The organism is Kosakonia quasisacchari (assembly GCF_004331415.1).
In the GTDB taxonomy this organism is placed as follows: domain Bacteria; phylum Pseudomonadota; class Gammaproteobacteria; order Enterobacterales; family Enterobacteriaceae; genus Kosakonia; species Kosakonia quasisacchari.
Genome location: NZ_SJOP01000008.1, coordinates 99,194 through 120,796 on the forward strand (window position 1 = coordinate 99,194; position 21,603 = coordinate 120,796).

The 21,603-nt window shown below is 45.4% G+C and carries 21 protein-coding genes; 4 read left to right on the forward strand and 17 right to left on the reverse strand.

The window, feature by feature from the left end; genetic code table 11:
• Window positions 1-63: 63 nt before the first annotated feature.
• The 12 genes from E0L21_RS10570 to E0L21_RS10625 form a co-directional block, all read right to left on the reverse strand.
• The gene (locus E0L21_RS10570) at window positions 64-1,128 is read right to left on the reverse strand and encodes a type IV secretion system protein (protein ID WP_131409235.1); all 1,065 of its coding nucleotides are present in this window, start codon (window positions 1,126-1,128) and stop codon (window positions 64-66) included.
• 10 nt (window positions 1,129-1,138) lie between these two features.
• On the reverse strand, window positions 1,139-1,366 hold the full coding sequence (locus E0L21_RS10575) for an EexN family lipoprotein (RefSeq protein WP_131409237.1): 228 nt from the start codon (window positions 1,364-1,366) through the stop codon (window positions 1,139-1,141).
• A gap of 11 nt (window positions 1,367-1,377) precedes the next feature.
• On the reverse strand, window positions 1,378-2,082 hold the full coding sequence (locus E0L21_RS10580) for a type IV secretion system protein (RefSeq protein WP_131409443.1): 705 nt from the start codon (window positions 2,080-2,082) through the stop codon (window positions 1,378-1,380).
• Window positions 2,083-2,102: 20 nt separating this feature from the next.
• Window positions 2,103-4,847, reverse strand: a complete 2,745-nt coding sequence (locus E0L21_RS10585) for a VirB4 family type IV secretion/conjugal transfer ATPase (protein WP_131409239.1) — start codon at window positions 4,845-4,847, stop codon at window positions 2,103-2,105.
• Window positions 4,848-4,857: 10 nt separating this feature from the next.
• Window positions 4,858-5,151 (reverse strand): TrbC/VirB2 family protein, encoded by a 294-nt coding sequence (locus tag E0L21_RS10590; RefSeq protein ID WP_131409241.1) that lies wholly within the window; start codon window positions 5,149-5,151, stop codon window positions 4,858-4,860.
• Window positions 5,151-5,861, reverse strand: coding sequence for a lytic transglycosylase domain-containing protein (locus tag E0L21_RS10595; protein ID WP_131409243.1), 711 nt, complete (start codon window positions 5,859-5,861; stop codon window positions 5,151-5,153). Before E0L21_RS10595 ends, E0L21_RS10590 begins: the two co-directional genes overlap by 1 nt.
• Window positions 5,862-5,935: 74 nt before the next feature.
• Entirely contained in the window at window positions 5,936-6,166 is a 231-nt protein-coding gene (locus E0L21_RS10600; RefSeq protein WP_050881868.1) for a hypothetical protein, read from the reverse strand.
• A 391-nt stretch (window positions 6,167-6,557) separates the two neighbouring features.
• Window positions 6,558-6,767 carry a TraR/DksA family transcriptional regulator gene (locus tag E0L21_RS10605; protein ID WP_131409245.1) on the reverse strand — a complete coding sequence of 70 codons (210 nt, stop codon included), beginning with the start codon at window positions 6,765-6,767 and terminating at the stop codon, window positions 6,558-6,560.
• Entirely contained in the window at window positions 6,757-7,341 is a 585-nt protein-coding gene (locus E0L21_RS10610; protein ID WP_074007929.1) for a DUF2857 domain-containing protein, read from the reverse strand. Before E0L21_RS10610 ends, E0L21_RS10605 begins: the two co-directional genes overlap by 11 nt.
• Before the next feature lie 16 nt (window positions 7,342-7,357).
• Complete coding sequence (locus E0L21_RS10615) at window positions 7,358-7,552, reverse strand: AlpA family transcriptional regulator (protein WP_050881865.1); 195 nt, start codon at window positions 7,550-7,552, stop codon at window positions 7,358-7,360.
• Between the two features lie 142 nt (window positions 7,553-7,694).
• Window positions 7,695-8,531 (reverse strand): Cu(+)/Ag(+) sensor histidine kinase, encoded by an 837-nt coding sequence (locus tag E0L21_RS10620; RefSeq protein WP_328590660.1) that lies wholly within the window; start codon window positions 8,529-8,531, stop codon window positions 7,695-7,697.
• Between the two features lie 240 nt (window positions 8,532-8,771).
• On the reverse strand, window positions 8,772-9,485 hold the full coding sequence (locus E0L21_RS10625) for a 4'-phosphopantetheinyl transferase family protein (RefSeq protein WP_131409247.1): 714 nt from the start codon (window positions 9,483-9,485) through the stop codon (window positions 8,772-8,774).
• Window positions 9,486-9,773: 288 nt separating this feature from the next.
• Between E0L21_RS10625 and E0L21_RS10630 the strand changes: the two genes are divergently transcribed.
• Window positions 9,774-10,379, forward strand: a complete 606-nt coding sequence (locus E0L21_RS10630) for an MFS transporter (RefSeq protein ID WP_235855224.1) — start codon at window positions 9,774-9,776, stop codon at window positions 10,377-10,379.
• 62 nt (window positions 10,380-10,441) lie between these two features.
• Here the strand turns inward: E0L21_RS10630 and E0L21_RS10635 are convergent, their stop codons facing one another.
• From E0L21_RS10635 to E0L21_RS10655, 5 genes are read right to left on the reverse strand one after another with little or no spacing between them, the layout of a single operon-like run.
• Window positions 10,442-11,593 (reverse strand): MFS transporter, encoded by a 1,152-nt coding sequence (locus E0L21_RS10635; RefSeq protein WP_131409250.1) that lies wholly within the window; start codon window positions 11,591-11,593, stop codon window positions 10,442-10,444.
• A 41-nt stretch (window positions 11,594-11,634) separates the two neighbouring features.
• Complete coding sequence (locus E0L21_RS10640) at window positions 11,635-12,759, reverse strand: 2-aminoethylphosphonate--pyruvate transaminase (RefSeq protein WP_131409253.1); 1,125 nt, start codon at window positions 12,757-12,759, stop codon at window positions 11,635-11,637.
• A gap of 8 nt (window positions 12,760-12,767) precedes the next feature.
• Entirely contained in the window at window positions 12,768-13,403 is a 636-nt protein-coding gene (locus E0L21_RS10645; RefSeq protein WP_131409256.1) for a nucleoside/nucleotide kinase family protein, read from the reverse strand.
• 52 nt (window positions 13,404-13,455) lie between these two features.
• A complete protein-coding gene (locus E0L21_RS10650; RefSeq protein ID WP_131409258.1) occupies window positions 13,456-16,524 on the reverse strand; it encodes a non-ribosomal peptide synthetase in 3,069 nt (1,022 codons plus the stop codon).
• Window positions 16,521-19,403, reverse strand: a complete 2,883-nt coding sequence (locus tag E0L21_RS10655) for an AMP-binding protein (RefSeq protein ID WP_131409260.1) — start codon at window positions 19,401-19,403, stop codon at window positions 16,521-16,523. Before E0L21_RS10655 ends, E0L21_RS10650 begins: the two co-directional genes overlap by 4 nt.
• Window positions 19,404-19,642: 239 nt before the next feature.
• Here E0L21_RS10655 and E0L21_RS10660 point away from each other — a divergent pair, with 239 nt between their 5' ends.
• The 3 genes from E0L21_RS10660 to aepX all read left to right on the forward strand — a co-directional run bounded on the left by E0L21_RS10660 (window position 19,643) and on the right by aepX (window position 21,588).
• Complete coding sequence (locus tag E0L21_RS10660) at window positions 19,643-20,419, forward strand: thioesterase II family protein (RefSeq protein ID WP_165501901.1); 777 nt, start codon at window positions 19,643-19,645, stop codon at window positions 20,417-20,419.
• A gap of 5 nt (window positions 20,420-20,424) precedes the next feature.
• Window positions 20,425-20,634 (forward strand): MbtH family protein, encoded by a 210-nt coding sequence (locus tag E0L21_RS10665; RefSeq protein WP_131409265.1) that lies wholly within the window; start codon window positions 20,425-20,427, stop codon window positions 20,632-20,634.
• A gap of 69 nt (window positions 20,635-20,703) precedes the next feature.
• Complete coding sequence (gene aepX / locus E0L21_RS10670; protein ID WP_131409267.1) at window positions 20,704-21,588, forward strand: phosphoenolpyruvate mutase; 885 nt, start codon at window positions 20,704-20,706, stop codon at window positions 21,586-21,588.
• Window positions 21,589-21,603: the final 15 nt, after the last annotated feature.

Sequence of the window (21,603 nt, forward strand, 5' to 3'; positions counted from 1 at the left end):
ATGAAAACAGGGCTATGTTTTCACCAGGGTGTAACGGGGATATTTCGACCAGTGATGACAGGTTTAACGATGGAATTTCTGAACCGCTGAGTCCCTGGCTTGTGCCAGTCGCCGGGCTTCGTTGCGGGCGATCATTTGCTCAATCGCGTATTGACGCGCTTTCGCCGCGCTATATCCCGGACCGCTGCCGGGTTTACCCGCGCTGGCATCCCGCCAGCCCCGGACGGTGTCCTGAATAGCGCGTGTTGTCTGCTTCCCGGCTCCTGCTGCCAGTTTCCCGGCACCATACGCCGCCGCGCCAATACCCACAGCCGCCAGCCCCTGCATGGACACCGTTGCACTGGCCCCGGCCAGCGCGCCGGCCAGTCTGGCGGAGAGATACACCAGTATTGCCGCGCAGATACCGGCCAGGCAGACCTGTGCGCCTAACTCCACAATGTTGGATTGTGCTGAAATCTGTGTTGCAATATCTACCCGCGAGTTTAAATAATTAACGACAATGCGTAGCGACAACGCAGAAAACAGAACCGTTAATATTGCTGCGAAAACATTTTGCAGCCAGTTGTTAAACATGGGGCGTAAAAATCCATACATCAGACAAAAGATAAACACAGGGGCGGTAATACTCAGGAGCAGAATCATGACCTCCGCAATCATTGAAACAAAGGCTGTCACGATCATTAATACGAATATCCCGAGCCAGACATAAAATTGAGCGGTCATGCCCTCATCTTTTATATAGGTTGAGTTATCCATATCGTGTAATGTTTTACCCAATACCTTCGCTTTATCCCATAAGCTATCCAGTAACTGCCATATATTATCGCTGCCGGAAAATCCCTCCCTTAAGCCATTGATTGCGTCAATAACACCATCAAGATAACCGCTGACATTAGCCACAAAGGAAAGGATGATCGCCATCCTCATGATGTCCCACATGACATCCTCCATTGGTGTGGACAGCTTACCCGCCAGGGTCTGGTATCCACGCCACAGGATATAGAGGGTGGCTGACGTTGCCGCCAGCCCCACCATCATGGAGGAGTATGACATCATCAGTCCCTTTGTGGCGTCGGTGACTCCTCCTATCAGATGTTTTTCAACACCGGTAAATACACCACCGGGCATATTAACCTCACTATGAATTCAGGTCGGGGGTAGGCGCATTTAACTGCTGAATCTGAAAATGGGCTTCACTGGCGTTTTTACAGTTTTCTGAGGCATCGCCGGTTTTCTGGCATTTTTCATACACCTCTTTTAGCTCATCGGGATGATCCCTGTACCACTGGGTCGTTTTGGTTTCTTCTTTGCAGCCGCTAATGACGGCGAATAATAAGGACAGGAAAGAAAGGATTAATAAACGCATGTGAGACTCCTTTAGCCGTTTAAATCAGGGGTTGGCGCAGTTAACTGTTGCTGATTCCACTGTTTAACACGCTCGTCTTCCAGCACTTTTTCGCGCTTTTCTGCTGCCTTCACGCTTATTTCCCACTGGTCAGTGAGCGTGTTCAGCATCACTGATTTTAGCTGAATACTGTTGGCAAGGTCCTGAGACTCCTTTGAATCTTTAGAAAGTGCGATACGGTTCGAGAGGCTGCTAATCTCGCCAAGCGTCTGGCTGACCTGCTCCTGGATCTCGTTAGTCTGCTCAAACTGAATCGCCTTATTGATGACCAGTTGTTTGCAGGTATCGGCATAGCTTCCCGACTGTTCCGCGTTGCAGGTGTCGAAAACCCGGTACTTCGCATACAGCGTATCGAACTGCCCGGCGGTGCCGCCGGAGAGAAGCAGATCATTGAGTGCCTGGCCCGGTTCGCGAAGTTGCTCCAGATCCGATTTCAGACTCTTCGCCTGATCCACAAAATCAGCGATATCACGGACGCCGGTGGCCGTCGCCAGCTGGTCTTTATACGCCTGGATCTGGCTCTGATAATATTGCGCGGTCTGCATCCAGCGCTGCGCTTCTTTCAGCCATTCGGCCTCACGCAGTGGATCGGCATCCACCAGAACGGGAATACCGGCGTGTGCCAGCGGACTGGCCATCACGCACGCGAAAATCAGGGCATGAAAACGCCTTTTCATCATGGTCCTCCAGTGGGTTGTCAGAGTGCCTGAGCCAGGTAGGAGTCCAGCCATTCATGCGGCTGCATCCCTTCCCGGTACAGGGAATCGAAGATTTCAAGATTGTCGGCGCTGCCGCTCATCACTCGGGTGTATCTGCCGATACCGGAGAGATCGAGCGTCACGCGTGCGGCAAAGCGTTTTGTGTCGCCGCGCCTGAACTGATTTTTTACCACCACATACTGGCGGGCCTGCGGGTCCAGAGCTTTCACCACATCGAACACTTCCGGCTCAAACTTCATCCCGTCAACATAGTGGGCCCGGTCGGCGCTGGGGTTGGCTGCCAGGATCTGCGTTCCGCACTGTTCAATCACGGCGGGCGCAATTTCATCCCTGATGATCTCCGCCGGGGACTGGGTTCCCACAACCAACATCCCGTTCAGTTTACGGATGGTTTTCAGGCGGTTATAGGCGAAATCCTTAAAGACCGGGTCCCGAAGCCACTTCCAGAACTCGTCCATAAAGATGACCAGCCGTCGCCCGTCGAGCAGACTGGTAATGCGGTACAGCAGGTACAAGGAGATCGGCGCACAGACGTTCGCGTCATCCAGAAACTCCGTGCCGTCAATGCCAAAGTTATCGCAGTGGCTGATATCGAAGGTGTCTGATGCGTTATCAAACACCCAGCCAAACTCGCCGCCCTGCGCCCACTGCGACAGGCGAATGCTCAGGCCGTTCTCCTGGGCTTCTTTTGTAGCAGGTTCAGGAAGATTCTCCAGCAGGCGCGTAATACCGTAGACACGGTATTGCGGCTCATTGCTCATCACGGCGTTAACGGCGTCGTTGAGACGGCGTTCATCACGGGGCGTGATGGTCGCGCCGTTACGCGTGCACAGCAGTTTCATCAACTGGCTGATGAAACTGATATTGCGTTTTGTGGGCGACAGCGAAAACGGGTTCCACCCCGTGGGATCGCCATGCGTGATTCGGAAGTAACGGCCGCCCAGCGCCCGGATGTTCATTTCCGCGCCCCGGTCCTTGTCCAGATAAACGGTGGTCAGCCGTTTCGTTTTCGCATCGTGTGAAAAACTGTCCGCGCGGCCATATTTCTGCTGCATGTTTTCAAGGAACGTCATCAGCATGGTTTTACCCGAACCATTGGTGCCGAGAATGCAGGTACTGGCCGGGTTCTTTTCATTGAACTCGTCTTTGTCCGCCAGCGTGTTATGCAGGTTCAGGTAGTAACCATTCCCTGACGGGGTGCGCAGCAGGGCCATCGCATCCCCCCAGGGCGCGTTATCGCGCTTGCCGGGGTAGAAATTATGCAGCGCAGCCAGCTCCACAAAGTTCTGGCTGCTCAGTTCACCCCTGCGGGGCCGCAGATGATAGTTGCCGGGTAGCTGCGCCATATACGCCGCTGACAGTGAAAGCGCTGCCGGAACCGGGGTGATGCCGAGATTGTTCAGGGCGTTGCTGATTTCACTGGTATCGGCCACCAGACTGTCCAGCGTGCGGGCAAACACCATGATGGAGAAATGGTGTTTGCCATAGGCGATTTTCCCCGATGTCAGCAGGTCCAGCGCCACATCCAGATCCAGCCGCTGGGATATCGCATCATCATCCGAACTCATTAACAGACGGCGGGTGCGTTTGATGGCCTTCCTGGCTTCCTCGCGTGACATGCAGGTGTAAGACTGCGTGATCACATAATCGCAGGGGGCGTACAGCAGCGAGTCCATCATCCCCGTCGCCGTCTCCTCCGGGAACTCTTTCACTTCCAGCCCCCGGAAATACTGTGTACCGCTGGCGTGGTTTATCTGCCCGGACTCCGCCGCGAAGAACAGCGCCGCTGACCCCATCACCGAATATGCGGCGGCGCGGGTGGCGAGCACCCTGCGCCACTGGTGCGTCAGCAGAAACTCATAAAATGATAACTGGGAGGAGAATACCGCGTGGCCTTCGGTGAAGGTGCCAAGAGGACGTGCCGCGTAGCGCGACAGTGCGGTATCGAGCGAACCTTTAATTTCCAGCATTTCCTGCAGTGCAGCGTCCAGCTCTTTCAGTTTCTGACCGTCTTTCATGCGCCTGCGCCCGGCCTTTTCCAGGCGGACAAACGGGCGGTAGCAGACGGTCAGAAACAGGCGGTTGCGACGAAACGGATCAGCCGCCAGCGAGGCATAATAGAGACGGCTGATTTCATCGGCGTAAGGGTTGCCGGACGCCTTGTGCAGCGAGTCCGTGAATGGCTCCCGCACATTGTGGATATAAAAGGTGACCGGCATCCCCTCGAATGAGCGGATAAGCCCGTGCAACTGGTTCCGGTCAGTATTGAGCGTGTCTTCTGACTCGCAGTCGAACGGGGTGCCCGTTAGTTCCCAGGTGCAGTAGAGGTCACTGTCGGAAGAGCGCACAACATGCTGATGAATATGCGATGAATATGGAATGTACTTTTTGAGCGTGGCACACTGATTCAGTTTCATGGCGTTGAGAAACTCCGTGATATCAACAGCCTCATGCTCAACAGGCATAAATGCTGTTGCGCCAAACAGACGGTTTGCTGCCGGTTTTCCTCTTGCCCTGAGCCACACAGCAATCAGGCTGAACCGCATGGGTTCATTCCGGGTGAGTGACTTCATCACCAGAAATTCAACCGGGAGCAGGGCCAGGAAAGCGACGGAAGTCCAGACAGCAACAATGATGGTGAACCCCGTGATACCCAGCAGGGGCACCATGGGGACGCCCCACAGTGCCGCCGGGCGTTTCATTGCCTTAAGCAGCTTTGCCATAGGAGTCCCCTCAGCTCATCAGCAGCGCGCCGATCTCACTGCCCCCGCCAATCAGGATCCCGCCGATGATGATGTAGGCGCACTGGGACAGGCTTTCGCCTTTCCAGAGCGTCTTGTAACCCACCCAGATCACGGCCACGGTGATGGTGATGGCCGCCAGACCATGCAGGCCGGTGGAGACTTTCTCCATCACGGTGTTGGCCCGTTCAAAACCGTCGGCAAACGCCGGGGTGACAGAGAAAGCGGTCAGCGCACCGGCAGACACTGCGCGGACTGCCACCTTTAGCTTGCGGAAAAGCCTCATTATTCTTCCTCCTTACGGATTGGCTGCGGGAGACTCCGGCGCACTGACGGCGGGGAGAATTTTGCGGCGGTGATGTTTTCCTGACGAAGTTTCGTGGGGACGCCACGGACGATAGTGCCGGGCCAAAGCACGCGGGGACGGGAGGCATTACCGCCAGGAAAGGCTTCCGAGGGAACGGCTGTCGCTGGTTTGTCCTCGCGGGTGCCGGGGACGGCATAGTGAGGGGAGCCCGGCGCATAACCGATTCGCTGCAGATAGCTCGTCCCGGAAAAAGCCGCTTCCGGCTGTTGTCCGGTACGGAAATTGCCCGAGTAATAGCAGCTCAGTGCTCTTTTCAGGGAACCGCCACGGCGGTAACAGTCGCTGAGGATGCGTTCAAAAACAGACAGGTTGGTGCAGGGATCAAGCAGATCAGAGGCCGTCACGCCGTAGCGACGGAAATTGGTGCTGGTGATCTGCATCAGCCCGACTGAATAACGCCGGTCCTGTATGGCAAGGCGACGGATAATGCGCTCGGCATCGGCCCGGCTGGCGGGCAGATGGGAGATAACAGGATTGTCACCGGAGGCTCCTCTGGCTTTCGGGATAATCTCGGCGATGGCATAAGGGTTAAAACCGGATTCCACCCGTGCCACGTCGAGCGCGGTGGACGGATGAATACTGACGGCGCACTGCATGGCCGCCGCCAGAAAGGCAGTGGTGGAAAGCATGATGGCCTCAGAAAGCAGGCAGCATGCAGGGTCTACTGACGCTGCATGCTGTGGAGTCAGAATTAAAGGGGTTACTATGCGGTTTCGACAGGATCCGTACTCTGCGGAGAACTGTTTTCCTCGCGGGGTTCCAGCAGGACCAGTTTGCCGGAGACGGCAATACCGGGCGTCAGGACAATATTCAGACCTGCTTTACCGTGGTGAGCAAAGGCGACGCCGACTTTTGTCCAGTACGTGTTTTTCTCGCCCTGAGCATCCGACTGACTTTCCTGGGCAACATACGCGTAATAAATGGGTTTTCTCATAATTTACCCTCTTTGATTAAAACAGTTGAAAATATGTTTCTTGATCACATCCCAATTCTGCATTCCGGTTTTAACGGGTCAGCGAGAACATTCAGCGGCACCCTGAATTGAGGTTATGTGACAGCCCGTTTCATATTTTTAAAGAGCAATGCCCGGCCCGGACGAATTAACGTCCATCAGTCCAGTCATTGGGTGATGACGATTTCAGGATGAAGGAACGGAATTGATTTCTAAACGATAAATTAAAAATGAAAATGAAATAGTTTATCTGAATTGAATTAAGAATGCAGAAAGAAGCGGAAGGGTATGGAATATACAATAAGGCGTCATTTCCATTTAAATATAAATATAAAGACGTGGAGAGAAATCTCCCCACGTCTTACCGGTAGAATTAACGTCGGCGGCGTTCAAGCTTTTCCTGACATTCGGTACAGGTTGTTATACCCGGCAGCATCTGACGTCGTTTTTCAGGAATAGATTTACCGCATAAACGGCAGTGGAATAATGATGGCGTTGTTCCCGGTTTAAAACGGTTCTGTTCAATCATCTCTTCAAGCCGCTGTTCATTAAATTCCTGATCGCGATCGATCTCATCCGGCATGCAATGCCCTCCTGCTGACGGCTTCCTGCTCGCAAAGCGTGATGCGCTTCCAGACGGTGGTGAGTGGCAGCACTTCCGTCTGCGATAACAGCGTTTCAGTGACCTGCATCATGGCCGCCAGCGCTTCAGGGGAGGCCAGATTTTCCACCCGGCATTTTTGCCATTGCCGCCAGATAGCTGCATCGGTTTCTTCATCTGGTTCAGGTGTCCGGCCATAAGGCACATAGACGCCCAGCATCCGGCGACGAAGACAGACTTCGTTGGAGGTAAGGCCAAAATACTGGTTGAGTAACGCGTTCGAACCACCTAAGCGAATCGCCCGGTGAATTTGCTGCTGCTGGCGGACCTCCTGACGCGCCAGTACCATCAGATGGCACAAAACGTCATGGCGGACGCTGATCGCGACAAACGGCGCTGACGACCGGCTGATAGTAAACAGTTCATCAAGGGATAACTGATCGAGAGCATTCAGTTCGTCGAAAGTGAATCCCAATGATTCGCAGTGATGAAAATTACCTTCTTTCAGCGCGTACAGTGCGTCGGTTAATACGGCGAAATTTAATGACGGGATCATGATTCTGTATCTCCCTTCAATGCGTTAAGCGGTTGGCTAATTTAAGGTTGATCCATTCGTCAATTTCAGATTCAAGCCAAGCCACACTGGCGGGGCCAATCTTGATTGAACGGGGAAAGATGCCTTCTTTCATATACAGGTAGATTTGCGAACGTTTCAGGCCAGTTTTTATTTCAACCTGTTTTAGGCGTAATAGCTGATGGGATGTCATCGTTTACTCCTGTGGCCGTTGTGGGGCATGCCCGGAGGAGACAAAGGAACACAAGTGGGGATGGAGAATAAAGCAGATAAGCCCGTATTACGGGTTTCAGAGTCCTTAATACGGACTTGCAGGTTAGTGGATTTTTCTCAAATCAATCTGATGAGGGGGAACCGCGCTCCAGCGCAGTTTTTAGTGTATCACCACTGAACCTGTCGGTAATGCCTTCATCTGATGCCCACCGCTCGAAAATAGACAGCAGCTTATAGGGCTTTCTGATTAATGGACTAATAGCCTCGTTATTTTTACAGGCGAGCCAGAACATACGGGATAATGGTGTAGACATTCTTGTTGAAGATGCTGAGTTTGATTTTACTTTAAGTGATGTTTCCAATAATTTTTCCAGTTCTGAATTTCGAATAACAAAACAAGCATCCTTTGGTAAGTCATACATAGGGGAGTACTTGGCTTGACTATATTTTTTATTTATCAGAGAGAGTATATGGTTGTGATGGGTGGTTGAGTTCCCCAAGTGCGGCAATATAAGTTCGTTTCTTACTATTCTTTCTTTTTCAAAGACTTGAAATATTTCCCCTGACAAACTCACTGTAATTCCATAATTGGCGTCCATTGCTCCTGTTAAAGGAGATGGAATGCCTAATGAATGTGCAAGTAATCTTTGCAATATAATATATTCGTATCCATTTAATGCTGTGTCAATAATTTGCTTCCTCGGGTGGATATATTTTCCTTCGGTGCAGAGGATTAGTTTATATTTACTCGGAATGATTCTTTTAACTAAAGAACCATTATCAATAAGTAATAAATTTACTGGGCGTAGTTTTATTTTATTTCTGCAGATTTGTATTTTTCTTAAAAAGATTGGTGACTGGAAGTAAATGGAAAGGCAGATGTCGTTGCACATGGCATGGCGATAAATGTCACTTTTAGAGATTTTTTTTTGAATATCTGAGTATGTTGACAGCCTCATGTATAGTAACCCAATCAGATATGAAATCTGGATTTTTTAATTTTTTATCTATTTTTGACATGGTGCATCTCCTTTCTCAACGTTTTGACAGGAACGATATGTTATATTTAAACATCCATTAAATGATTGACATATTGGCTGTTAAATAATCTATTGAATTGGGTGGTAATTATTTATTTGACAACACTGAAAATTTTCATTTTCATAAAAAATAGCAAAGTGAATGATTTTATCTTTAACTCAGTAAATTAGTGTGGTGACTCTATTTTTATTAAAAATATAGTGACCTAAAAAATCATCTCCTGCTGAGAACTTGTTAGCTAGTGGTGTAGTGAGTTGTAGGGTGAAAGTACCATATTGGTCATTGATATCGGTTATTATGGCGCACTCAAAGCCAAAAAAAATTCCTACTGTAGGGTAAAGTGCTTTATAGAGACTCTCTTTTGCGGAAAATGCGATAAGTAATGCAATGTTATAATCTATCTCGCTTTTAATAAGGTATTTTTGCTCTTTTTTTGTGGTGAACATATCGGCTGTATCTCGAATTATCTCAGGAATAAGGTTCTCAATATCTATACCGACAGCAAATCCCATGAGTTGTGGTGAGATCACGGCTATTGCACACTGGTCAGTATGGGAGATACTACCATTCCAACCTTCTGGCCATTTAGGACTTCGGTCGCTACAAAGCGCGACTCTTTTATAAAAACCTTCTTTAACAAGTAAGGTTTGTGCCGAAATTCTACCGGCAAGATATTCGGCTCGTCGTTTTAGGACAGCCGAAGAGAGTGATTCAGGAAATTCGATGGAAAATGTTGAAAACAAAGCATCATTATATTCTGTAATATCAAACTCAAGCTTACAGACACGTATTGATGGTTCTTGTATAACATAACCCGTTTTGAAAGAACGGATGAATATCCCTGTGGAAAGATTTTTATCAAAAATTAACATAATGGTGCATCCTTTTAAAAGCGTATTTTTCTGGTTCTAGGGTATAGAGGTTTCTAGCATAGATTATTGATATTACAACTTTATTCAGTATATCTATGGAAGTGAATTATCAGTTTTGTAATACCTCGAAAGAAAGCAAAATGCAATATTTTTTTGTATTACCACTTGTATGTTATTAATTTTTATATGTTTATTTTGTTGCTAATTTAACTGATTTCTTTTTTGCAATCAGTTTGGCTGGTGGTATAGTTATTAAAGACTACAGATGGTAAAGGGATTACGCACAACATGCGACCGATTGAAGTTCATGCACCGGCAGCCAGTACGATGTACAGAGATGAAACTAGAGGTCTGCTTTCCAGTAAAGTCGTTATTATTCTTGGTTTGCTCAGCGCCGTGGCTGCATTATCCACTGATATGTACTTGCCTTTATTTCCAATTATCGCCAGTGATTTGCATACGACGCCTGACAAAGTTCAGCTTAGTATCACCGCTTTTATGGTGGGCTTAGGGATTGGGCAGTTGTTCATTGGTCCATTGTCCGATCATTACGGCAGACGTAAATTATTGCTAGGCGGGATGGCTCTATTAACAATCGCTTCATTAGCTGGCGCTATATCTACTAACATTCAGCTGCTCATTGTTACACGGCTCTTTCAGGGGTTGGGAGGGGCGGCTGGTATCGTTCTTTCCCGGGCAATTATTTCTGATCTGTGCCCAGAGGCTAAGGCAGCTCGATATTTTAATCTAGTGTTAGCGATACAGGGTATCGCCCCTGTTATTGCTCCATTACTTGGAGGAGTGGCCGCATGGTTTATCTGGCCGGTAGTTTTCGCTTTTATGGCTGCAATATCATTAGTCTCCACCTTGCTCAGCAGTAATTTTGTTTGCTAAAATACGCGACATGGACTGCTCTGAGGTCTATTACGGCGAGGAAATTATTATTAATGTATTGGTCATTTTTCCGCCTCACGGTTTGCGATCCGCGCACTGCGACCTGTGAAAATAATACACAGCGCCAGCGGAGTGATAAATGTCAATAATGCCGTAATAATAAAGGCATTGTGTATAGTAAAAAATGAAGCCACATAAATAATTAAAGCCTGAACGCCGCCAAACGTAATCGCATCATAAATAGTCATTGCATTGACAGTGCCTTTTTCATTGTGAATAGTTTGCCAAATTTGCGCTAATGTATTTTGCGTAACAGCTATGCTGAAAGATTGCAGCAACTGCAGCGCTATCATATACGTTATATCCGTGGCATAACCCATTCCTGCCCACCTTAAAGATGTGACTAATAGACAAAAATAGATCAGCAACCGTTTGTTCATGCGGATGGGATATCGGGCGAGGAAATAAAACATAAGTATTTCGCTAGCTATACCACATATCCATAGTAGGGAAATAGTTTGTAGGGACAACCCCATATTTTGCCAAAGTAAAGAGACATAGGCATAGAAAACACCATGGCTTGCCTGGCAAAATGCAGCACAAATTATTGTTTTATCATTCAGGAACGATGATGCACGGTTATATCTCACTAAAGAGGCTGCTGCAGGGATATCTTTTTTATATTCAGTTAAAAATAATACCGCGATAATAAAATAAGAGATGGCAGCAATCAAAGGCACGATAAATAAATCAGTGGTGGCTATCAACTTCTGACCGGTAACGAACGCGATGAGAAATGAGACAGAGCCACATAGACGCAGCGAGCTATAATTAAAACCAGCACGAGTAAGGCCAAGTATTATTTTAGCATCTCCCAACGGCCTAACCGGGAGGCATGCTATATTGGCAATAATAACCAATGTTATAACAAGCAGGGTGTCCGAAAAAATCATTAGAAGAAAAGAGATTGATGATAAGAATGATAAAATTAAAATAATAGTGGCGGTTCGATAAAATTTCGATGATAAAAAAACAATGAGCGGATTTAATAACAATCTGGTCAAGAAGGTGAACGCTGACAGCAGCCCCACTTCGCGAATGGATAAACCTTTTTGTACTAAAAACAGAGGCATAAAACCAAGGAGAACACCAAGCTGGAAATAATATGAAGAATAAAAGACATATGCAGTTATTTTCAGTTTATAACGATTCATTATTATTTCCAGCCCGAATGCTATATAGTAAGTGAAGACGGTTACTTATCTGCATAATCAGATGAAGTAGCTATTTTATAGTCGAATGCAGGTTTACAGATGGCAGCTATTTTATTGATGACAAAAGAAATATCATGCCGATTGATTGCACCAATGCAACCGATGCGAAAAGTCTGGCGTTCGGTTAATGCACCAGGATAAAGAAAAATATTATCTGCTTTTAGCCGTTCATAAAGCTCAGCGAAATTAAAATTTGTCGGATAATAAAAAGCAGCGATAATCGGTGATTGGACCTCAGGCGATAATACGGGTATGAAATCGAGCATTTGCATATGCGAAATTAATTCCTGCATGTTTTCCTGATAACGTTGATACCTTGAATCAATGCCTCCTTCCGCAATGAGTAATGAAATAGCGTGGTCGAGTGCAGCCACAATCTGTACAGGTGGGGTAAAACGCCATTGTCCATCGGCCTCGAAACGTTGATATTGCTCATATAAATCAAGGCTGAGGGATCTGGCGTTGGCCTGACATTTATTTAAATGTTGACGATCGGCAATAATAATACCAATACCCGGTAGACCTTCCAGACATTTGTTACTCGATGTAATAAGCGCGCGGATGGGAGTTGCCTTTAAATCAACAGGCAATGCACCAAAGCTGCTCATCGCATCAACGATAAACCCGCGCCCCATAGAGGAGACAACATCAGCAACCTGGTGGAGAGGATTAATAATGCCCGTTGCAGTTTCACAATGTACAAATAACACATCGGTGATGCTAGTGTCAGCCTCCAGTATTTGACGAACATCCAGTGGATTGACCGGAATAAGGTCAGATGTTGTGTGTAAAGACGTTTTTAAGGCCAATCTCTTGCATATTTCATAGATACGTTGTGCATAAACACCATTGGCTAAAACAAGCGCATGCCCGGTTTCACGGGGAATGAGAGTCTGGATCGCAGCCTCTACAGCAAAGGTTCCGCATCCCTGTAACAGAATTGTGGTGTGAGTATCATTACCCGATGATAATTCCAGCAATCGTGCTCTTATTCTGGATGTCATTAACGTGACTGATGAGTCTCTGGCAGGATAATCAACTGAAGCCGAATCGCGTACTAAAGGGTTAGTCGTTAATGGTCCGGGGGCTAAAATTATTTTTTTCATCAAGATGCCTACTGATCATTTATGAGGGAATAGATCGCCGCAGTAGCTTTATTTAACGTTATCGACCAATCATCGTTTGGAATAACAATAATATTTTGATTAGCGCTTTCTGCTATTACTTGCTGGTACGATTCGGTAAGCGCAGTCATAATTTCAGGGGCCTCATCTTCCTTAAGGCTGCCGCGACGTCTGATTCTTTCTCTGGCTGTTTCCACGGTAACGGATAAATAAATATGCAGATCGGCTTCAGGTAGTGGCGCAAGTAGTATTTCAATATCTTCCTTCGAATGAGTGAGTAACATAAAGGCACGATAATCAAGTTTCCATCGGTCTAAAATCAGGGTGTTGTAATGATGGTAGAGAGGAAAAAGCTCAGATTCAAAATATTCAAGAGCGTCGAACAAAACACCATAGCGAACAGCTTGTGCCAGCGGATTATTTTTATCAATATATGTGCCTGTCTGTTGCTCGGAATCTTTGTAGGTATCGAAAACCTTTCTGGTTTGGGTGAACAGCAGACGTTTTGAGTGTATGGCTGGCTGCAGGCAGGAAATTTCACTCAAATGCCTGACAAGTGATGACTTACCTGAGCCATCTAACCCGGAAACACTAATTATCAATGGTCTCTTGATGTCAGCATCCATATATAGCTCCTGAGTCGTTTGAGTTATAAAAATTCACATGTCGAGAACAGCTTTAACTACGGTGAGTGATCACCAATGACGATTGTTCTATAAAATCAGCAAGCGAACGTATCGTCGTGTATTGATAAAGATCAATTAAGTCTATATTGTATGACGCTTTGAGTTGAGTCCATACTCTATGGATAAGAATAGAATTTCCACCCGCGTCAAAGAAATTATCGTCGACAGAAAATTCGGCATTGTGCAAGATTTCTTGCCATACTTTAATTAATTTATCATCAATTTTATTTCTGGGATTTAAAGTCGGAGTGAAACTTTTCGGTATACTTTTCCTGATAACGGTTAGCGCTTTTCTATCTATTTTTCCATTTGCTGTTCGCGGCAACTTTTCAATAACGATAGCGCGCGCAGGAACTGTCCCTACAGGCATCTTTTTACGCAACCATAATAATAGATCATGAGGGCTAAGTTCAGCGAATGGCACGAAAAAAGCAATTAACCTGGTGTCACCCCCCTCATCGATATATATTTGCACTGCCGCTTCATCAATAGCGGGGTGTGAATTAACGACGGCTTCGACGCCCTCAAGCTCCAGACGGATGCCATTGATTTTGACTTGATTATCGTATCGGCCTAAATACTGTATTGAGCCATCAATGTTCATCACGGCGCGATCGCCGGCCTTATACATGCGCGTTCCCGGCATTGTGCTGTATGGGTTCGGTATGAAATTACACGCAGTGAGCCGTGGTGAATTCAAATATCCACGTGCCAGCCCAACACCGGATAGATATAATTCCCCGGGAACACCTGTTTCTACATGGCGTAAGTTTTCATCCAAAATTAACGCTGATTTACCAAAGAGAGGGTAACCGATAGTCACGTGGCTGCTACGCCAGGGGCGTTTAATCTCACAGCAGGTGGAGTACGTTGTATCTTCGGTGGGACCATAAAGATTATTTACCCTAATAATATGTTGATATGACAGCAGTTTAGTGACCAACTGCGGGGGTAAAGGTTCTCCGGCTGTGTTAATACAGCATACCGATTCAGGTATCGCGCCGCTTTTTATTAACTCGAGCAGTGCTGAGGGCACGGTGTTAATCATAGTTACGCCCTGAGTTGTTTCCTGATTTATTGCGAGCGGGGAATCTAAAATGACAAGCGTTCCGCCAGAGGAAAGTGGGGCAAATATCTCGAAGATACTTAAATCGAAAGAAATTGATGTACACCACGGCACCATCGACAGTTCAGTAGCAGAGAAGTAAGAAAGAGCCCAATTAATAAATTGAGCACTGCTTTGATGTTCGATTGCCACTCCTTTAGGTAGCCCGGTGGTTCCGGAAGTAAATATGAGGTACGCTAATTGGCTGTAATGAGTCGGTGATATTGGCAGGCTTGTCTCTGCAGAGGGTGGAATTTCATTGATGATCCATTGCTCCGATAAAATGCTTTCCTTACTCCAGTCTGTTTCTTCACTTAAAAGAATCCCTGCAGGTTGCGCAACACTGATAATTGATCTGATATAATCAAGCGGCTGCCGATGATCAATGAGTAAAGCAACAAGCCCTGCGCGAAGTATGCCTATAAACGCAGCAATGAGCTGTGGGGTCCGTGGCCCGGAAAGTCCAATAATAGATTCTGCGGAGAGATTTTTTCCTATGAGAAACGCCGCAATACGCGCTGACTCGGATTCCAGCTGCTGGTACGTGATGTGCTGTTTACCATAGCGGATAGCCATTTTTTCTGGCTGACTAAGCGCATGCGCGAGGAAATGATCATGCAACAAATTCCTGCTATTGACACATTCCGCTATTTTGTTATCACTATAGTTAGATGCTGTGGACTTGCCAATATTAGCGAATTCTTCGTTTATTTTATCTTCAGCCAAAAAGTCAGCGAATCGCTGCTTAATGCAATTAACCTCACCGCTATCATAATGACTGGTTCGGGCAACAATGGTATATGTAACTGGTTCTGTTTTATGAACGGAAAGTACCAGCGGAATTGAGGTAAGAGATATATGGGGGCGCTTTGTTATTACATTTACGCCAATCAAATCGCCTATTTCGTCAGTAAATGATTGATTCTCTATTACAACTAAACTTTCAAGATTCCGCGGTGGGGAATTTTGGTTACTGAGGGTATAGAGGGTTTCAAAAGGTAAACCACTATGGGGTATCGCCTCGGTAGTAAAATGAAAAATTTGTTGAGTAAGATTTTTCAGGGAAACAAAGAACGAAGGTGATACATAAACAGGCAATATATTGTTTAACATACCAATGCAATTTTCAGCATCAAATACAGTATGTAATGCTATGGAAACTGCAAAATAGGCGTCATAAGTATTATCTTTTTTGTAGGCTAATACCCATAAGGCTTGTATTAAGCATGAAGTGGGAACCTTCATCGTCATTGCGATTTGCTGAAGTTTTTCATAAGCGGAAGCTGAGAATTCACCGTGGTAAATATGGTAATCGGTTTTTTCATCAATCGGCTGTACAGTACTCCGGGTATGCAAAAGATGTGCTGAGATACTTTGGGGGGGAGTATTTAGATCTTCCCAGAACGCTTCATCCGCCAGCCGAGAAGACGACATTGAAGCGAAAAAATCCTCATCACGATCATTTTGTATAGGTGGGAGCGGTAATCCCTGAAGCATGCTGTTGTATAAAGAAACCATTTCCTCTAATAAAAGAGAAAGTGACCAGCCATCAAGGATAATATGATGATAATTGCACGTAAGCAGGTAGTGCGAATTGTCATCGACAGCGAGTTTCCATTTTATTAACGGTACTGTTTGCAGATCCCAGCAGGCATTTGGACAGTGGCTTTCGGGCATAACTTCTTCAAGCGAAGGCACACTTTGCCAGGAAAAGTCTACCTTTACGCGATCGTCAATACGACGAACTAATCGCAGTGAGTGATTTCGCACAAATGAAGTGCGCAGTACAGTTCTCCGTCGGGTAAGCTCACACAATGCCTGTCCGAGAACATCGGCATCGATATTTCCCTCAAGAACCCATTCGTGAATCTCATTGTACAAATCAGAACACGGGTGAGACAGAAGTGTCTGACTGTAGATGCTTGTTTGCCCAGGAAATAAGTGTTTTTCTATCATGATGATAAAGCGCCTTTATTTCTCGAAATTATATACTTTGTCAGAGAACGCGGAGTTTCGTATGAGTATAATTCGGCTGCTGTAATGTTTACTCCGGCTTTTTTCAAGTCATTAGCCGTTTGATATATGTGAACAGAGTCTATCCCCAGTTCAAAAAAAGTATGCAGGGCATTAATTTTATTATTTTTTGTTCTGTGACGGAGTGTGTTAATAATTAATTGCTCAAGGCTCTCCTCATCATTATCCAGTCGCGATGTCAGTTTGCAGACCTGTTTTTGCGTAGCGTCAACATTGTTCAATCTATAAATTTCATTATGTTGATATAATTTTAATAAAGCACCACGTTGAATTTTACCAATATTGGTTTTTGGAATCTTCGAGTTTTCTATAAAAACAATATCGAAGAAGTAATGATTAAAATAATTCATAGCCTGCCGTTGAATCGATTTTGTTATTTCATCAAAGCTTATTGGCTGGTTAAGATTGTTACTGTCGATGCCAATAAACAGTAATAGTTTTTCAGCGCGACTTTCCGCATCGAGAAAAGATGATGCAACAACAGTGACATTGGCGATGCCAACCGTCAGGGTCGACTCAATAGCATTAAGCGAGATGTTTACACCATTAATTATAGCGATATCTTTAGTTCGGCCTGTAATAACAACCTCACCATTCACGATCATTGCTAAATCACCCGTTCGATACCATCCGTCAGGTGTTAATGTTGAGTCAGTCGAAGATATATCTTCATAATATCCCGACATGATTGATGGACCCGATAGTAATAAATGACCAATCTGTTTTTCCTCCAGTCTACGATCTGCATCATCCACTATTTTGACGCTATAGCCTGGGAGTGGTTTACCTACACTAATAAAACTACCGACCTCTGTCTCATACGATTGGCTAATTCCTGAGCGAATTATCACGCCAGAACATATTTCAGAAGTCCCCCAACATGGATGTATTGAATTTGGTTTGAGACCGTATTGACTCAGTTGTGCAAGAAAATCTAGCGCTGCCTGGCGATTTATTGATTCACCGGCGTTGATCAAACAACGAATTTTGCTTAAATCCAGCGTGGTCAGTTCCGTTGCCGCAAGGGTATCGGCGAGCAACCGAAAAGCAAAGCTTGGTGCCCACGAGAGAGTGACGTCAAATTTTTGCATCAACGTGAGCCAGCGTGAAGGCTCAGATAAGATAAACTCCGTTGCGACATGCACTTGTTGTGCTCCGGCAACAACATCCTGCAGGTGGCACATTACGATACCGCCCACATGTTGTAATGGCATCCAGTTAAGATTTATGTCGTCTTTATTAATATTTAAGTGGTGAACAATGCTTTTAGAGCGAGCGAGAATCGTTTTATGGGACTGTACGACCCCTTTGGGCTCTCCTGTACTGCCAGAAGTCATCAATATTAATGCGGGATTATCAGCCGGGATTTGACTTCTGTTTTTCGACTGTTTCTCGTGGGCAAAAAAAGTTGGCAGTATAACACTGGGCGGGCAGCTCAATGCGTTTGCGTGATTTGAAATGTCGCTGTCAGTAATGATTACTGACTGAGGAAAACGATTATACAGTTCCGTCAATGCCTTTGCTTCATTGCTTGATGTGACAGGCGCGGTGGGAATGGCAACCCAACCTGCATACTGAACAGCCCAAAATGCCTTTATAAATTCAAGAGGGGCTGAAACGGCAAGTATGGCATATTTTATATTGGGGTATTCTTCAGTTAAATACGCACTGGCGTTCAGTGCATAAGTTAGCAGGTCGTTATAATTTAGAGCAGAGGTTTCACCCCGTATATTAATTGAAAAAATTCTTTTCGTGGGGTATTTTGCAACACAACTTTCTAGCGTGTCGAGGAGTGACTCAGGGAGCAGCTCCAGTACAGTGGTATTTTCTTGACGGTGTGCTAAGGCTGTTTTTTTTTCGTTTTGCAGAGTACCAGAAAGATTGTCCAGATGTATGTTGCTGGATTTAAGGTTGCTACCCAGTGATTGTAAAGTGGAATGAAATATATTCGCTAAATGCTTTGTGATATCTTCTTTTTCAGACCAGTTCAGTTTGTTTCTAATTTTAGAAGAATCTAAAATACATGGCCATGCAGTATAGGGGAAATGAGTGGATAAAGGGTGGTGTGCTTCCCCGTTACTTATTTTGAGATCCTTGCCAGCGATCGCTGCTAATAATTGCGCATAGCCTGAAAATGAAAAGCTTTTTGCCGGAGCAACATTATATATTTCGCAATTAAGCGGCGGGGTGTTTTGCGCAACTGAGCATACAGCGGCAGCCAGATCATCAACATGCAACAATTGAAACAATGTATTGGGTTGCGCTATGTTAAAGGAATCACCTGATAGCAAATGTTGGAAAAACCTTGATTCACGCGCGCCAGGATCATTTTCACCGTATAAATAAGTCGGACGAACAATAGATGCTGGAATATCACTTTGCGCAAAAATGCATTCTGCTTCATATTTATTAAAACCATATTGACCAAGCGGTGTACTGCTCGTTATGTGGCAATCACATTTATCTGTTTCGAGGAAAGGATATTCCAAACAATGAAAGTAGACGGCTGCGGAGCTAACGTAGATGTAGTGCCGCGTATTCTCAAACAGTATTGTTGATGCAACCCGTGCTTGTCTCTCAGTATAACAAGAGGTATCGATGATGACATCGTAAAATTCTTTCCTGAGTACTGCGAGTTCACCATCGATATTCCGATCGCCGATAATCGATTTCGTATTTTCGGGAGGGGGGCGCTTACCTCGATTAAAAAGAGTAATATCTGTTGAGAACGGGAGGTTTTTGATCGCCTGGATAATTGCCAATCCCAGAAAATAGGTTCCGCCAAGTATTAAGACTCGCATAGATGCTACCTCTTAAAATGAGGGCCAATTCAGAATGATTTTTCCCATAACGGCTTAGTGCAGGCAAATGTTAGTCTGGTGAAGTATTCTAATGCAACTGTTAAATTAAAACTTCACAAAAGGTTCATTTGAGGAACGGCTTAGTTACATGCGATATTGAAAATCTTAGATATGTCGTATCCATCTTTTCTTAATCCTGGGTGTATTACCAAAGATAGAATGAGGGAATGGCTATGCTCATGAAAAATGAAGAAATTTCTATACAGGATGTTCCTTCTTCTGATGAGTTAAATTCTACGAATTCAGAGTGCTTTTATGTTTTGTATTGCATTCACCATGCTGGCGGAGCAGCATCAGCTTTTAGACCGTGGCAAAGTATTGTTAATTCCCGCTTGCGATTATCATTGATACAGTTCCCGGGCCGGGAAGATCGCATAAATGATACTATGTTTGCTCATCTTGATGAGATGGTAACAGTGATTGCCCAGTCGATAATAGCTGACTGTCCGCCACGGTTTGCTATTTTTGGCCATAGTATGGGGGCCTTAGCAGCATATCTTATCGGTAAACAGCTTTTATCCTCAGGAATACAGCCACAGCGTTTGATCGTATCTTGCTGCCGGCCTCCTAATATTAAACCTCTCCCTTATACTCCTGCCCTTGAAGATGATCGGGCGTTATTGAGGGAAATCGGTAAAATCTATGGTGGGATCCCGGATGAGATATTTCATTATCCAGAAATGGTGCAGCATTCTGCAAAAGTGCTACGTGCTGATATAAATCTATTAAATTCATATACTCCACCCGTTCCCCCCTATAGTGACCTGGCTATACCGATTAATGTATTCTATGGCAAGCAAGATAATTCTATAGATTTCAATGAATTAACTGGATGGCGATTACACACTTCTGCGTCCTGTACATTTCAGGCATTCAACGGTGGACATTTTTATTTTCATGATAATGCAAACCCTATAGCAGATGCCCTCACTGCTATTTGTTTAAATAAGGATTAATTCGCATGACATCAACGAATTTAGACGAAAATTGGCTGGTAGTCGTTAATAGTGAAGAGCAGTATTCGGTGTGGCCTGCAAGGTTGGCGCTGCCTGATGGATGGATGGCGGTAGGAGAATATCAATCGAAAGAAAATTGCTTGCAGTGGATTGAAAACAACTGGATTGATATGCGCCCATTATCATTACGCAAACATCTGGATGCGAGAAACTAACCTCTTTTTTCCTGGCATTATTTTCGCACGCTATGTGATAAATCACGACATTACTCATAGGATCTATCAATGTTATCGAAAAAAGCTATAAGGATGCGTCAGGTATTAAAACAAGCGCTAGCATCGCCAAATTTGCTGTGCATTATGGAGGCACATGACGGGCTTTCTACACGACTTGCCGAAGAGGCCGGGTTTGACGCGGTCTGGGCATCTGGACTGGCAATATCGACTGCAATGGCATTAAGAGACTGTAACGAAGCGACATGGAGCCAGTTATTAGATCATATCGAATTTATGGTAGATGCCGTGAATGTTCCCATATTAGTAGATGGTGATTCAGGGCACGGAAATTTCAATAATGTCAGACGCTTTGTGCAAAAACTCTATGAGCGAGGAATTGCCGGCGTCTGTCTGGAGGATAAAGTTTTCCCGAAATTGAATTCATTTGCAAATGGTCAGCAAGAATTACTTGACCCATTTGTGTTTGCCGGTTTTATTAAGGCAGCAAAAGATAGACTGGCTGATGACAATTTTATTATTATTGCCCGTACTGAGGCTTTAATAGCAGGTGCAGGCCTGGAGGATGCTCTCCATCGGGCAAATATTTATGCCGAAGCGGGTGCTGATGCAATTCTTATTCACTCTAAAAGTAAAAGCCCTCGGGAAGTGATGGATTTTGCATCATCATGGTCCGGGAAAACGCCCCTCGTCGCCGTGCCGACAACGTATTATGATGTAAATCCGCAAGACTTGCAGCGCGTTGGGATATCGAATCTTATCTGGGCAAATCACGCTATACGTACAGTTATTACCTCGTTACGTGGCACATATGCGTCAATAAAACAGGCCGGTAATATTTCATTTATAGAAAATAATATCGCCAGCGTTAATGATATTTTTGAGTTGCTGGACTACCAGCGCTTATACCAGGACGAGCGGAAATATAGTTCTTAATGCCTGTTTAATGAT